Below are 13,299 nucleotides of genomic sequence, written 5' to 3'. Positions count from 1 at the left end.
GGCTGATACACTTGCCGCACCCATCCCATCGCCATGGATCCTGGCCATGCTTCATGAGTTGTTCAGCGTTTATCTGAAGATGCTTGTGCTCTACAGCCCGTTCTTCGTGCTGTCCTGCTTCATCAGCCTGACCCGCGGCCACTCCAGCAAGGAGCGCAAGCAACTGGCCTGGCGCGTGGCGATTGCCGTGCTCATTGCCAGCGTGCTGTTGTACCTGTTTGGCCGGGTGATCTTCGGCGTGTTCGGCATCACTGCCGACGCCTTTCGTATCGGTGCCGGCAGTGTGTTGTTCATTTCTGCGCTGAGCATGGCCCAGGGCAAGCCGGCGGTGCAGAGCGACAACGTACAGCAGGACGTAACCATCGTACCGCTGACCATCCCGCTGACCGTCGGCCCCGGCACCATCGGTGCGCTGCTGGTGATGGGCGTCAGCCAGCCGCACTGGGATGACAAGCTACTGGCAATCGTCAGTATTGCTCTGGCCAGTTTCACTGTCGGCCTGGTGCTGTACCTCTCGCACGGTATCGAACGAATCCTGGGTGACCAGGGCTTGCAGATCGTCAGCCGCTTGATGGGGCTGTTCGTCTGTGCCCTGGCTGCGCAGATCATCTTTACCGGGATCAAGGGCTACTTGCTTAACTAGATCTGGTACTCGTGGATACTCAGTCGCGCCTGCTCTACCGTGCTGGCAAGAACCTTGGGCAGGTGCGTGTCCATGAATGCTCGGACATTGAACCGCACCAGCTCGGCAGAGACTTTATGGTAGCTACGTTTGCGCTCCATGAAGCCGGTCGCGAAGCGAGTCTTCTTGTCAGTCTCGAAGTACAGCACCATGTCGACTCGACCGTTACCGGCCGGCGAACAAGGAAGAAATTGCAGGCACTGTCGCTCGGCGGCCTGTCGCTCGAAGGTACCCAGGGCGGCCGGGCTGGCCATCAACCGGCGCAGGGCAAGATCGGTGGACTCGGCAAAGTGCTCACCTGCCGTGGCGGCAATGGTCTGAAGCGCTTTGTCCACCAGCTTTGACCGTTGATCCGTCGGCCAATGTATGTCCTCTGGCGCAACCGCATCCCACCCCATGAACTTTAGCTGGTTACGAAAGTAGCTCAACCAGTCCTCGACCAGACCCTCATTGAACACGCTCAGGGTGGCGCGCTCGGCCAAGGCAACCGCCGTCTTTACCGCGTCGCACTGCTGTCCATCAAGACCGGGCAGGAAGCTCACGATCGACGAGCCGATTACCGCTGCTTGGGTATTTGCCATTACATCCTCCTGTTCTGCGTGGGCAGTTCGAGCACATAGGCGTGTTCATGCTGTTTCTTGTCCATCAACATGCGTAACTGGCTGCGTTTTGTTTCAAAGGACTGCGCGTCGCACAGCAGTGAGAGGCAGCGCAGTTGGACCTCCGCCGGCAACGTCGCGATTTCGCTCAGGCTGGGCTGCTCGGCTACCTCGACAGCGGCCGTGGACTGCCAGCTCAGGCTGCACAGATGCAGACGCATGTCCGCGTCCATCAGGCCGATTTCCAGCTTTGCCAAATGCCCGTCTGCAGTGTCCGAGCGGATGAAACCTTGCAGCTGCCGCAGCCCATCTGGGTGCTCGCGCAAGCTTTCGAAGACGCTGCGCAAGACCTGACCGCCATCGATGCCTGCCTGCCCGAACCACGCTTGAAGCGCTGGAGAGATGGCCAGCCCGGCAACGCCCGGAACACTCTGCTCATCGTGCGCCTGACTGGTCACGAGCCAGCCCAGCTCTGCATACACTGCTCGATAAGCGCGGTCCCAGGTGGTCGGCTCGGTAAAGCGATTGCCCGCACGCTTGTTCGCGACCAGCTGCGCGTAGAGCGTGCTATCAATGGCTGCCTGACGCTGCGATGGGCTGATCTGTGGATCAGTCAACAACACTGTCCCGGCGACCAGCACCAGGGCGTGATTCTGTATTTGCATGGGATGCCTGCTGCCTGCAAGTCGTTGGAATGACGGCGAAGCATGTCGCCGTCAGCCTGCTCAGATCTCGTACTCGAGAATGTCTTCAACACTGCGCACGCCGAGCTTGGTCTCGATGTGCTCACGTACGCGGTCGTAGATCATTCGGTTGAACGACAACACCGCGCCGCCGGCGTAGTACTCCGAGGAAGTAATGTTCCATTCCACGCCGAGCAGGTCAGTGTTGGACTCGGGCGCTGCGGCGTTGACGCAGCTCATCACCAGCACCACCTCACCTTCAGGCGTTTCCATGCACGCACCCAGCCCGACCATGCCGCTACGCTTATTCTTTCGATCGCTGATGAAGATCCGCTTTTCGCTATCGATCGAACCGAGCTTGTCGATCGCTTTCTGGGCCAGCTTGCTAAACGCCTCACCAACAGGCCCGCCCAGCGCAGCAGCACCGGCAGCGGACATCACGCGAAACACCACTGCGCCGACGGTAACCGTCACCGAAGATGCCGTTTCGAGTTCGAAACTGCGGCGCGCGGCGACAAACCCGCAATCCTGCATGGCCTTCAGAAACTGGTCGTACCAGGCCTTGCTTTGAATTTGTGGGTCATACAGTTTATCGGCCACCAATGTGGCGAAGTGGAAGGCATTCTTGACGTCGTTACGGCTTTGCTGGGTCATCCCGGCACCGCAGGCGAGCAGTGAATCCTGGACCAGGACGGCGGTGTTGGTGCTCGCAATATCGTTGCTGTCAGACATGAATAAATCCTTGGTGGTAGCCCCTGTGATTCAGGGATTACCACCCTATGCGCAGGCCTTCGGGGAAGGAGCGCTGAAGGATTTCCTCAACACCTCAGTTGGCCGCTGGGTACCACCGCGGGGTGTAGACCCAGGTGCCACCGTCGGCACGCGGCAATGTGCAGGTTGTCGAAGACCCGACCAACACCATGGTGCGCATGTCGACCATTTCTGGCAGCAGTTCGGCCAGTGTGACTACGCGCAGCGTCTGCCCTGGCCTGCCAATATCGCGACCAAGGACTACCGGCGTAGCGCCTGAGCGATGACGGCGCACGACGTCCAGCGCTACACCCAATTGCCAGGGTCTGGCTTTCGAAATCGGGTTATAGAACGCCAGCACCAGATCAGCCTGGGCGGCAAGGTCCAGGCGTGTCTCGATGATCGACCAGGGTTTGAGGTTGTCCGACAGCGACATCACGCAGAAGTCATGCCCCAGCGGCGCGCCGGCCTGAGCAGCGGTAGCCAACGATGCCGATACGCCTGGGAGGATCTGCAGATCGACCTGATGCCAGGCCGGGTCGGTCGACTCGTGCAAGGCCTCGAGCACGGCGGCGGCCATGGCGAACACGCCGGGATCACCCGACGACACCACCACGACCGAACGGCCCTGTGCGGCCAGCTCAAAGGCATGCCGGGCGCGCTGCATCTCCTCGCGGTTGTCGGTGTTGTGCAGCACCTGATCCGGGCGGAACGGGCCAGCCATACGCACGTAGGTTTCGTAACCGAGCACATCCTCGGCCAGGCTCAGTTCGCGCTTGACTGCAGGCACCATCAGTTCGGCGGCGCCGGGGCCGAGGCCGATCACTGCCAGCCGGCCACGACCGCGACCGACCTGGGCAGGGTCGATGGGCGCGCTGGCAACTGCCACCAACAACCCCGAGTGTTCACTCAAGCGGGCGCCAGGCACGCTCTGTTCGACCATCTCGGCCAGGCTCACTGCCGGCGCGGCAAAGCGCAGTGCGACACCGAGTTGCTGCGCCGCCTGGTGCAGGCCCGGCAGGGCCATGTGCTGGTCACTGGCAAGCAGGCACGCCAGCGCTGGCTCGGCAATATTGGCCGCGCGCAGGGCCGCGCGCACGTGTTCGGCAAGCTCGGCAGACTCGGCACTGACGGCGACCAGCACCGAACGTGGATGGATCAGCAGTTCGTCACGGCTGGCGGGGCGCGCTTCGCAGCCCACGTGAATGGTTCGTTGCGCTGCCGCATCGGCGGGCAGTTGCGCCTGCGCAAGCCACGGCGCATCACCCTCGATACGGACACTCTGACCGGCCAGCAGGTCGGAGACAAAGCGCTTGCCCTGCTCCAGGTCTGCCAAGGCATAGCCAACCGGCGGATTGAGCAGGCAGGTGCCGAAACGCAGTTCACCACTCGTGGTGATCGCGGCAGCGACCGACAACGCCGCGCCGATCTCGCGCGCCATCACGTTGACCCCGCCGAGACCGCCGAGCAACGGCACCACGGCACTGCCATCTTCGGCGACCACCAGTACCGGTGGCTCGACATCCTTGTCGCTGAGCACGCTGGCCAGGCTGCGAATGACGATGCCAGCGGCGCACAGGGCAATGATCGGCGTGTCTTGCAGATACAGCTCGCGCAAGGTGCTGCCAAATGACTCATAGCCACTGTCGGCGCCCGCGACCCGGCCATTCAGGCCATGGATGCTGGCCTCGGGATACAGTTGCTGGAGGCGCTGCGCAGTAGCCAGGCTGGCCTGGCCGAGGATGATGATGGCCGGCGCTTTGCGTAGGTTCAGCCCTGCCATTTTTCACCCGGCACGATGATCAGCGAAAAGTAGGGCGAAGACTGCGGATCGACCGCGTCCAGCGCAACGATTTTCTGATTAGCCATGGTCGCACGCTCAACGTACAGCGCGCGCTGGTCCAGGCCCAACTCGGCCAGCACCTGGCGCACCTTGGGGAAGTTGCGCCCCAGTTTCATGATCACCGCCGCATCGGCGTCGGCCAGCCGCCGCTTGAGCTCTTCGGCAGGCAACACACCGGACAATACGGTCAGGGTCTGGTTGCGGTAGACCAGCGGCGCGCCGAGCACCGAGGCGCCACCGAGCATCGAACAGACACCAGGAATCACCTCGGCGTCATAGCGCTGCGCCAGGCGGTCATGCAGGTACATGTACGATCCGTAGAAGAACGGATCACCTTCGCAGATCACCGCTACATCACGCCCGGCGTCCAGATGCGCGGCCACTTGCTCGCCGGCCTCATCGTAGAAATCACTGATGACCTGTTCGTAGGACAGCGGCGCAGGCAGCGCTTCGGTAGTGACCGGATACACCAGTGGCAGCAAGGTCTGCTGCGCCTGCAAGTGCGCTTCGATGATGCCGAAGGCGTTGCCGCGCTTACCCTTGGCCACAAAGTAAGCCACCACCGGCGCCTCGCGCAGCAGGCGCAAGGCCTTGACGGTGATCAGTTCCGGGTCGCCAGGGCCAACGCCGAGGCCAAGCAGTCGTCCGCGTGGCGTCATCATTCGACCTCCGTGGCCAGCGCGTTGACGGCGGCGGCGGCCATTGCGCTACCGCCCAGACGGCCCTGCATGATCACGAACGGCACGCCACGGCTGTCGGCGGCGAGCATCGCCTTGGACTCGGCCGCGCCGACGAAGCCCACCGGGAAGCCGAGAATCAGCGCCGGTTTCGGCGCGCCCGCGTCGATCATCTCAAGCAGGTAGAACAGCGCCGTCGGTGCATTGCCGATCACCACCACGCTGCCTTCCAGGTGTTCGCGCCACAGCTCCAGGGCCACTGCCGAACGGGTGTTGCCCTGCTCCTTGGCCAGTGCCGGCACACTTGGATCGCGCAGGGTGCAGATCACTTGGTTGTTGGCTGGCAGCCGCGCACGGGTGATGCCTTCGGCAACCATGTGCGCGTCACACAGGATCGGCGCGCCTTTGGCCAGCGCTGCGCGCCCGGCAGCGCCGGCACCTGCGGAGAACTGCAGACCATCGATTGCCTCGACCATGCCGCAGGCGTGAATCACCCGCACCGCGAGCTTTTCCAGATCGGCAGGAATCCGCTCCAGGCGGGCCTCCTCGCGGATGATCCGGAAGGAATTGCGATAGATCTCCTGACCATCGCGAATGTAGTCAATCATCAAGGTGCTCCGTGGGCAGGTCGAGCATGGCGCCTGCTGCTTTCAAGGTAAGGTCGGTCGCGCGCAGGGCACCAAAGCCGGGCTGCTGCGCGTCACGCAAATAAAGGTCGTAGCGGCCCGGCGAACGGGCCAGCAAGGTCGCCGGGGCGACATGGGCCACAGCGCAGGAGCGCGGGCAGCCGCTGAGGTGCACGCTGGCCGGTGCGCCGGGCGCAATCAGCGCGGCGAGCTGGACGGCATCGGCCTTGGTCTCGGCCAGTGCCTTGGCACAACCGCTGGCGCCGCTGCAGGCGGTCACTCGTGCCAGTGGCTCGCGGCTGGAGCAGACCAGGCCGAACGCCTGCAACTGGGCCTGGGCGGCCTGCAATTGACTTGGTGCGATGCTGCTCAACACCAGGCTCTGCCAGGGACTCAGGTGCAATTCACCGTCACCACTGACGCGCGCTACCTGGGCGGCGCCACGCAGCATCGCCGGGGTCAAGCGGCCCAGCGGTGGGGCAACGCCAAGCGCAGTGCCCTGGGCTTGCGCCAGCGGCCCGAGCCAGTTGGCGCAGGCCTTGGCCCGTCGCCATTGGAGCACTGGCGAGTCGCGCCGCAGCTCAATGCCGAGGCCTTCGATGAAATGCTCGACCGGGCAGGTCTGCAGCAACTGGCGCATGCGCGACTGCTCGGCACTGGCCAGCTCGAGAAAGCGCTCCAGCACCGCCCGGGTCAGCGCCAGCCCAGCGCCCAACGGCACCGCGCCCAGCGGCTGATCGGTGCCTGGGCAACCGGCCAGACCGAAGGCCAGCCAGGTCTGCTGTTCCAGTTGCAGCGGCGACAGCCACAGGTCATGCGGGTGTTCGAGCATGGCCAGGTGCTCACCGCCATCCAACTGCACGGCAAACTTGGCCGACAGTTGATGCAGATGCGGGGTGCCTTCGAGCATCTCGAGGATCTGCCCGGCCAGCGGCCGGGTATCCAGCAGCATGGCCGGATCGCGCCCGGCCAGCGGGCTCAGCATCAGGTTGCGGACATCGTCGCCAGCCGCCTGGCGCGGGCCAAGACCAGCCGCCAGCAAATGCTCGATCAGCGCGGCGTGCTGCGCGCCGACCCCGCGAATCTGCAGATTGCCGCGGTTGGTCGCTTCGATCACGCCGCCGGCAAAGCGCTCGGCAGCCTCGGCCACAGCGTCGGCCTGATCGGCCAGCAGCAGGCCACCCGCCAGCTTGATCCGGCAGATGCCGCCATCGCGGGCGGCGACGATGCGCCACAACCCCGGGCAGGCCGAGGGGCGGGGCGAAACGGCAGGGTCAAGGGGCGGGTTCAAGAAGGCATCCGGCAATCGTCAAAGTGCGCTTGAGTGTAGAAGGCGCGGTATTATGCCTGCTTTGCTCGACGGCATGAAAAACCGGCGGTCGAAGATCGTGTGAATTTGCGGCCGTTGTGGCCCACTCAAGCTTGATGAGGAAGCAGATGGCCCCCTGGCTGACAGTTGTAGGTATCGGTGAAGACGGTTTCAGCGGCCTGGGCAAACCTGCCCGGCGTGCCCTGCTGGCGGCTTCGCGGATCTTCGGCAGCCCGCGCCAGCTGGCGCTGTTGCCGCACTGTGTCAGCGCCGAGCAACTGCCCTGGTCGAGCCCGTTCAGCCTGGAACCGGTGCTGGCGCTGCGCGGCGAGCCGGTCTGCGTACTGGCCAGCGGCGACCCGATGTTCTTCGGCGTCGGCGCCAGCCTGGCGCGGCAGGTGCCAGCCGAGCAGTTGCGGGTTCTGTCGGCGCCATCGTCCTGCGCCCTGGCCGCTGCGCGCCTGGGCTGGCCACTGCAGGAGGTGCAGATCGTGTCGCTGGTCGCCCGCCCGCTGGCCGCACTCAACGCCTACTGCTACACCGGCTTGCGCCTGCTGGTGCTGAGCAACGATGGCGACAGCCCGGCACAGATCGCTGCGCTGCTGCGCGACAAAGGCTTCGGCCCGAGCCGTTTGCAGGTGTTCGAACACCTTGGCGGGCCGCAGGAACGTCATGTGCAAGGCACGGCCGAAGACTGGCCACACAGTCAGCTGGCTGCGTTGAATGTGGTCGCCATCGAATGCCAGGCTGCAGCGGACACACCGCGCTTGTCACCTGCTGCCGGTTTACCGGACTCGGCCTTCGAACACGACGGCCAGCTGACCAAGCGCGATGTTCGCGCGATCACCCTCGCCCGCCTGGCACCGCAACCCGGCGCGCTGTTGTGGGATGTCGGCGCCGGCTGTGGCTCGATCGGCATCGAGTGGATGCGCGCCCACCCCAGCTGCCGCACCCTGGCGATCGAAGCCGATGCAGGCCGGCAAGCGTTGATCGAGCACAACCGCGACGCGCTTGGCGTGCCGGGGCTGCGCCTGATCCGCGGCAAGGCCCCGCAGGCGCTGGCCGAACTGGAGCGGCCCGACGCGATCTTCATTGGTGGTGGCGTCACCGGCGAAGGCATGCTCGGCCTGTGCTGGGAGCGCCTGCGCCCCGGTGGCCGGCTGGTAGCCAATGCCGTCACCCTGCAAAGCGAAATGGCCCTTGCCCAGTTTCGCGAAGCGCACGGCGGCGAGCTGACCCGCATCCACATTGCCCACACGCAACCGCTGGGCAACTTCGACACTTGGCGCCAGGCCTTGCCGATCACCTTGCTCGACGTAGTGAAAGCCCTGGATGCGTGAGGAAACCCGCGAACAACCCGCGCCCCTGCGCAGCGGCCTGACCACCGGCAGCTGCGCCACGGCAACCAGCCTCGCCGCCGCACGCCTGCTGCTGAGCGGTGTCGACGCCGACGCGGTGCACATCACCCTGCCCAAGGGCAAGGTGGTGCAGATGCGCCTGGAGTTCTGCAGGCGTAACGGCGACTGCGCCGAGGCCGGCACCTTGAAGGACGCCGGCGACGACCCCGACGTGACCCACGGCGCCCTGCTCTACAGCCAGGTGCGCCTGCTCGCCACGCCCGGCGTGCGTTTTGTCGCGGGTGTCGGTGTCGGCACCGTAACCCGGCCCGGACTGGTACTGGCGGTCGGCGAGCCGGCCATCAACCCGGTACCGCGACGGATGATCAGCGAGCACCTGCAGCAACTGGCCAACGACTGTGGCTACAGCGGCGGTTTCGAGGTCACGGTGAACGTGCGTGACGGTGATCAGCTGGCCCTGAAAACCATGAACCCACGCCTGGGCATTCTCGGCGGGCTGTCGATTCTCGGCACCAGCGGTATCGTCCGGCCGTTCTCCTGCGCGGCCTACATCGCCTCGATCCAGCAAGGCATCGATGTCGCCCACAGCAACGGCTACACGCACGTCGCGGCCTGCACCGGCAATGCCAGCGAAGACACCATGCGCCAGGTCTACAACCTGCCGGAAATCGCCCTGATCGAGATGGGCGACTTTGTCGGTGCGGTGCTCAAGCACCTGCGCAAGGTGCCGATGGCGCGCCTGAGCCTGTGCGGCGGTTTCGGCAAGATCAGCAAGCTGGCTGCGGGCAACATGGACCTGCACAGCCGTCATTCCAGTATCGACCTGCCGCAGTTGGCCGGTTGGGCTCAAGCGCTGGGTGCCGATCAGTCGCTGCAGCAGGCGATCATCACCGCCAATACCAGCCAGCAGGCGCTGGCCCTGGCGCATGCCGCAGGCATCGCGCTGGGCGACGCAGTGTGTGCCCATGCCCGCGCCTTTGCCTGCAGCGTGGTGCCGGCGCAGGTGCAGGTCGAGGTGTTTGCCATCGACCGCCAGGGCGGCATCGTCGGCCGGGCGGGTGTGCAATGAGCGAGCGGATTCTGCTGCTTGGCGGTGTTACCGAAGCCTTGGCCATTGCCCGGCGGCTGGGCCCGCAGCATGTCTACAGTCTGGCCGGCGTCGGCCGCGTGCCGCAGGATCTGCCCTGCCAGCTACGGGTCGGCGGCTATGGTGGCGCCGAGGGCCTGGCGCAGTACCTGCGCGAAGCCGGCATCAGCTTGCTGATCGACGCGACCCATCCCTATGCGGCGCAGATCAGCGCCAATGCGGCGCAGGCTGCGCGCAGTGCCGGTGTGGCCTGCTGGGCACTGCGCCGCCCGGCCTGGCAGCCCCAGCCGGGAGATGACTGGCGCGAGGTGGCGGACTGGGCCGAGCTGGTCACGGCCCTCTCGCCGTTTGCCCGGCCACTGTTCACGCTGGGCCGCGAGCCCCTGGCTCATCTGCACGAAATACCCGAGCAGCAGTTCTGGACCTTGCGTGCCCTCGACAGCTACCCGGGCAATGACCGCTGCGAAGTCATCGCCGCCCGCGGGCCGTTCGCGCTGGCGGATGAGCGCGCATTGTTCGCCCGCCGCCAGATCGACGTGCTGGTCAGCAAGAACAGCGGCAGCGTCGCCACCGAGCCCAAGCTTGAGGTCGCCCGCGAGCTGGGCATACCGGTGCTGGTGCTCAAGCGCCCACTACTGCCGACAGTGGATCGTGAGTTTGCTCAGGTAGACACCTTGCTGGCCGCGCTGGGGCTTTGATCGCGCTGCTGGCGCCAGCGGGCACGCTGGTAGAGAGATTTCCTGCACAGCTTTAGGAACCGTCTCAATGGCCACCATCCGGCCATCTGCCGTAAACTGCGCATTCCCCTCCTGGAAGGCCACCCATATGGAAATGCAATGGTGGATCTGGCTCGTCTTCGGCGTTGCCCTGGTCCTGCTTGAACTGGTCCTGCCCACGTTCTTCATTCTCTGGTTCGGCATCGGCGCCGTGCTGGTGGCGCTGATCGCCCTGATCGCGCCCAGCCTGCAACTGGACAGCCAGGTGCTGCTGTGGGTGCTGTTCTCGTCGGCCACTACCCTGCTCTGGTTCAAGCTGTTTCGCCGGAAAAAACCCGACGTGCGCTGGACTGCCGACAGCGTGATCGGCGAGGTCGGCCTGCTTACCGTGGCCGTCTCGGAGTTTCAGAAGGGCCGGGTGCGCTTCCAGAAGCCGATCCTCGGCAACGAGGAATGGGTGTGCATCGCCGACAGTGACATCGCCGCCGGCGAGCGTGTGCGCCTGACCGCCATCGAAGGCAACACCGCCCGGATCACCCGGGCCTGAATCCGTACTTAAAGGACGCTGCACCATGACCAGCCTAATCGTCGTCGCCTGCCTGGCACTGTTTGTTCTGATCACCGTATTCAAAGGGGTGCGCATCGTGCCCCAGGGCGAAGAGTGGATCGTCGAGCGCCTGGGCCGCTACCACAGCACGCTCAAGCCCGGCCTGAACATCCTCATCCCGTACATGGACGTGGTTGCCTATCGCCTGCCGACCAAGGACATCATCCTCGATGTCCAGCAACAGGAAATCATCACCAAGGACAACGCCGTCATCGTCGCCAACGCACTGTGCTTCGCCAAGGTAATCGACCCGCAGAAGGCCTCCTACGGCGTGCAGAACTTCTCGTTTGCCGTGACCAGCCTGACCATGACCTCGCTGCGGGCGATCGTCGGTGCCATGGACCTCGACGAAGCTCTGTCCAGCCGCGAGCAGATCAAGGCGCGCCTGCGCGAAGCGATGTCCGAGCAGACCGAAGACTGGGGCGTGACCGTGCGCTCGGTAGAAATCCAGGACATCAAGCCGTCGCCGAACATGCAGTTGGCGATGGAACGTCAGGCCGCCGCAGAGCGTGAGCGTAAAGCCGACGTGACCCGTGCCGAGGGCGCCAAGCAAGCGGCCGTACTGGAAGCCGAAGCGCGCCTGCAGTCGGCTCGGCTCGACGCAGAAGCGCAGATCAACCTGGCCGAAGCCTCGGCCCGAGCGATTACCCTGGTGCGCGAGGCGGTCGGCAGCGAAACCACCCCGGCCATGTACCTGCTTGGCGAGCGTTACATCGGTGCGATGGAAACCCTCGCTGCGAGCAACAATTCCAAGATCGTGGTGTTGCCGGCCGACCTGCAAGAAACAGTGCGCGGGCTGCTCGGGCGCAAGGCCTGATACACCGCCGCCCCGCTCAGGTCAGGGCGACCATTGCACAGGCGCAGCTGCGGCACTTCACCGCACCGGGGTATTTTTACCTATACTGCGCCTTACAATAGCCACCACGATTCCTGACCGGATCTCTCCATGCCCCCACGTCGGCCCATCGCCTGGATCGCCTGCCTTGCAGTGCTGTTCAATCTGCTGGCCATGCCGCTGTCTTCCGCTGCGCCGAAAAGCGCGGCCGAGCAGCTGCTGTGGGGGGCGTTCTGCTCCAGCATGGGCGTCAAGCCCACGCCGGCAGTGCAGGCGCTGGCCAAGATCGACCTCGGCCCGCAAGGCGACGAGCACCCGAGCATGCAACATTGCTGGTGCTGCTCAGGCGGCCTGACGCTGCTGGCCTTGCCTGGGCATCCGCCGCAGTTGCACAGCCCTGTCGCCATGGACAACGGCACTGCGAGCATTCTTGCCAGCTACCAACCGACGCCGCGCCAGTTATGGCCTGCGCTCAATCCGCGCGCCTCTCCTCTGACCTGAGTTACAGCCGCCCCGCGCCCTGAACCTGTCCAGATCGGAGATTTCCCCATGCTCAAGCAAGCCCTCGTCGTGGCCGCCCTGTTGCTGCCTGGCGCATTCGCCAATGCCCATGAATACACTCAGGGTGACCTGCACATCGCCCACCCGTGGTCGCTGCAGCTGCCGCCCAATGCGCCCAACGTGGCGGCGTATTTCACCGTGCACAACAGTGGCAGCAGCGACGACCGCCTGCTCAGCGTCGACAGCCCGATCAGTGATGACGCGCAGCTGCATGAGCACGCCATGAACGCAGCAGGCCTGATGAAAATGCAGCAGGTCGACGGCGTGACCATCCCCGCCGGCAAGGACCTGCTGTTCGCCCCCAGCGCCTACCACGTGATGCTGATGCAGCCCAAGGACCGCAGCCTGCTCACCGACGGCAAGCGCTTCCCACTGACCCTGCACTTCGAAAAAGCCGGCGATATCACCGTGCAAGTGGCTGTCCAGAAGCAGCCGCCGGCCGACCATCCGCAACAGCAACACGCGCACTGACCGCTGACAGGCGCCAGCCGTGAACGTGCTGGGCAAACACAGCTACCGCCGTACCACCCGCCCTGCTCGCAGGCGCGCCGGTGGCGGCTGGCTGAGCCTGTTTGCCATGTGGATGATCTTCATCGGGCCGCTGATTTCTCAGTCGATGCCGATGGAGCACCACACGGGCATGAGCATGTCCAGCGACATGGCCATGAACATGCCCATGCCCGCCAGCCATGCCCACGCCGACAGCAAGCACCACCACAACCATAGCGATGACGCCGAGCTGCACGCGCTGTGGGCCAAGTGCGGCTATTGCACCCTGCTGTTCAACTGCCCGGCGCTGCCGCAGAGCTTCAGCCCGCTCAACGCCAGCCGCGTTCCACCTGCCCCGCCCCCGCCAAGCGCCACCCGCCACGGCCACGCGCGCCAGGCGATTTTCCCCGGCGCCCGCAGCCGGGCGCCACCTGCCCAGTCGATCTACGTCTGAACATCCATTGACCGCCCGCAGCC

The 13,299-nt window shown here is 65.0% G+C and carries 16 protein-coding genes; 9 read left to right on the top strand and 7 right to left on the bottom strand.

Annotated elements, in window-relative coordinates; all coding sequences use genetic code 11:
* Window positions 1-46: 46 nt before the first annotated feature.
* Window positions 47-643: a MarC family protein gene (locus tag K3F44_RS22635; RefSeq protein WP_101316065.1), complete on the top strand. Its 597-nt coding sequence runs from the start codon at window positions 47-49 to the stop codon at window positions 641-643.
* Here the strand turns inward: K3F44_RS22635 and K3F44_RS22630 are convergent.
* From K3F44_RS22630 to cobG, 7 genes are all read right to left on the bottom strand, one after another.
* Entirely contained in the window at window positions 640-1,263 is a 624-nt protein-coding gene (locus K3F44_RS22630; RefSeq protein WP_220633007.1) for a hypothetical protein, read from the bottom strand. The two genes, K3F44_RS22635 and K3F44_RS22630, sit on opposite strands and share 4 nt — an antisense overlap.
* Window positions 1,263-1,898, bottom strand: coding sequence for a hypothetical protein (locus K3F44_RS22625; RefSeq protein ID WP_220633006.1), 636 nt, complete (start codon window positions 1,896-1,898; stop codon window positions 1,263-1,265). Before K3F44_RS22625 ends, K3F44_RS22630 begins: the two co-directional genes overlap by 1 nt.
* 108 nt (window positions 1,899-2,006) lie before the next feature.
* Window positions 2,007-2,696, bottom strand: a complete 690-nt coding sequence (locus K3F44_RS22620) for a hypothetical protein (RefSeq protein WP_188035251.1) — start codon at window positions 2,694-2,696, stop codon at window positions 2,007-2,009.
* 94 nt (window positions 2,697-2,790) lie between these two features.
* On the bottom strand, window positions 2,791-4,497 hold the full coding sequence (gene cobJ, locus K3F44_RS22615) for a precorrin-3B C(17)-methyltransferase (protein WP_101316057.1): 1,707 nt from the start codon (window positions 4,495-4,497) through the stop codon (window positions 2,791-2,793).
* Entirely contained in the window at window positions 4,485-5,219 is a 735-nt protein-coding gene (locus tag K3F44_RS22610; RefSeq protein ID WP_101316055.1) for a precorrin-2 C(20)-methyltransferase, read from the bottom strand. The genes cobJ and K3F44_RS22610 overlap by 13 nt, the downstream gene beginning before the upstream one ends.
* The gene (locus K3F44_RS22605) at window positions 5,216-5,842 is read right to left on the bottom strand and encodes a precorrin-8X methylmutase (protein WP_101316053.1); all 627 of its coding nucleotides are present in this window, start codon (window positions 5,840-5,842) and stop codon (window positions 5,216-5,218) included. The genes K3F44_RS22610 and K3F44_RS22605 overlap by 4 nt, the downstream gene beginning before the upstream one ends.
* Window positions 5,835-7,166 (bottom strand): precorrin-3B synthase, encoded by a 1,332-nt coding sequence (cobG, locus tag K3F44_RS22600; RefSeq protein ID WP_409077657.1) that lies wholly within the window; start codon window positions 7,164-7,166, stop codon window positions 5,835-5,837. The genes K3F44_RS22605 and cobG overlap by 8 nt, the downstream gene beginning before the upstream one ends.
* Window positions 7,167-7,297: 131 nt before the next feature.
* Here cobG and cbiE point away from each other — a divergent pair, with 131 nt between their 5' ends.
* The 8 genes from cbiE to K3F44_RS22560 all read left to right on the top strand — a co-directional run bounded on the left by cbiE (window position 7,298) and on the right by K3F44_RS22560 (window position 13,276).
* Complete coding sequence (gene cbiE, locus K3F44_RS22595; RefSeq protein WP_188035248.1) at window positions 7,298-8,509, top strand: precorrin-6y C5,15-methyltransferase (decarboxylating) subunit CbiE; 1,212 nt, start codon at window positions 7,298-7,300, stop codon at window positions 8,507-8,509.
* Window positions 8,502-9,596 (top strand): cobalt-precorrin-5B (C(1))-methyltransferase, encoded by a 1,095-nt coding sequence (locus K3F44_RS22590; protein ID WP_220633004.1) that lies wholly within the window; start codon window positions 8,502-8,504, stop codon window positions 9,594-9,596. Before cbiE ends, K3F44_RS22590 begins: the two co-directional genes overlap by 8 nt.
* Entirely contained in the window at window positions 9,593-10,312 is a 720-nt protein-coding gene (locus K3F44_RS22585; protein ID WP_101316045.1) for a cobalt-precorrin-6A reductase, read from the top strand. The genes K3F44_RS22590 and K3F44_RS22585 overlap by 4 nt, the downstream gene beginning before the upstream one ends.
* Before the next feature lie 127 nt (window positions 10,313-10,439).
* Window positions 10,440-10,877: an NfeD family protein gene (locus K3F44_RS22580; protein ID WP_150571354.1), complete on the top strand. Its 438-nt coding sequence runs from the start codon at window positions 10,440-10,442 to the stop codon at window positions 10,875-10,877.
* 25 nt (window positions 10,878-10,902) lie between these two features.
* Window positions 10,903-11,754 carry an SPFH domain-containing protein gene (locus K3F44_RS22575; protein ID WP_101316041.1) on the top strand — a complete coding sequence of 284 codons (852 nt, stop codon included), beginning with the start codon at window positions 10,903-10,905 and terminating at the stop codon, window positions 11,752-11,754.
* A 129-nt stretch (window positions 11,755-11,883) separates the two neighbouring features.
* Entirely contained in the window at window positions 11,884-12,273 is a 390-nt protein-coding gene (locus tag K3F44_RS22570) for a DUF2946 domain-containing protein (RefSeq protein ID WP_220633003.1), read from the top strand.
* A 48-nt stretch (window positions 12,274-12,321) separates the two neighbouring features.
* Window positions 12,322-12,804: a copper chaperone PCu(A)C gene (locus K3F44_RS22565; protein ID WP_150571353.1), complete on the top strand. Its 483-nt coding sequence runs from the start codon at window positions 12,322-12,324 to the stop codon at window positions 12,802-12,804.
* A 25-nt stretch (window positions 12,805-12,829) separates the two neighbouring features.
* Complete coding sequence (locus tag K3F44_RS22560; RefSeq protein WP_224786460.1) at window positions 12,830-13,276, top strand: DUF2946 domain-containing protein; 447 nt, start codon at window positions 12,830-12,832, stop codon at window positions 13,274-13,276.
* Window positions 13,277-13,299 lie beyond the last annotated feature (23 nt).

It is taken from the genome of Pseudomonas sp. S07E 245 (assembly GCF_019599025.1).
Taxonomy (GTDB): domain Bacteria; phylum Pseudomonadota; class Gammaproteobacteria; order Pseudomonadales; family Pseudomonadaceae; genus Aquipseudomonas; species Aquipseudomonas shirazensis.
This window is presented reverse-complemented; position numbering and strand designations above follow the sequence as displayed.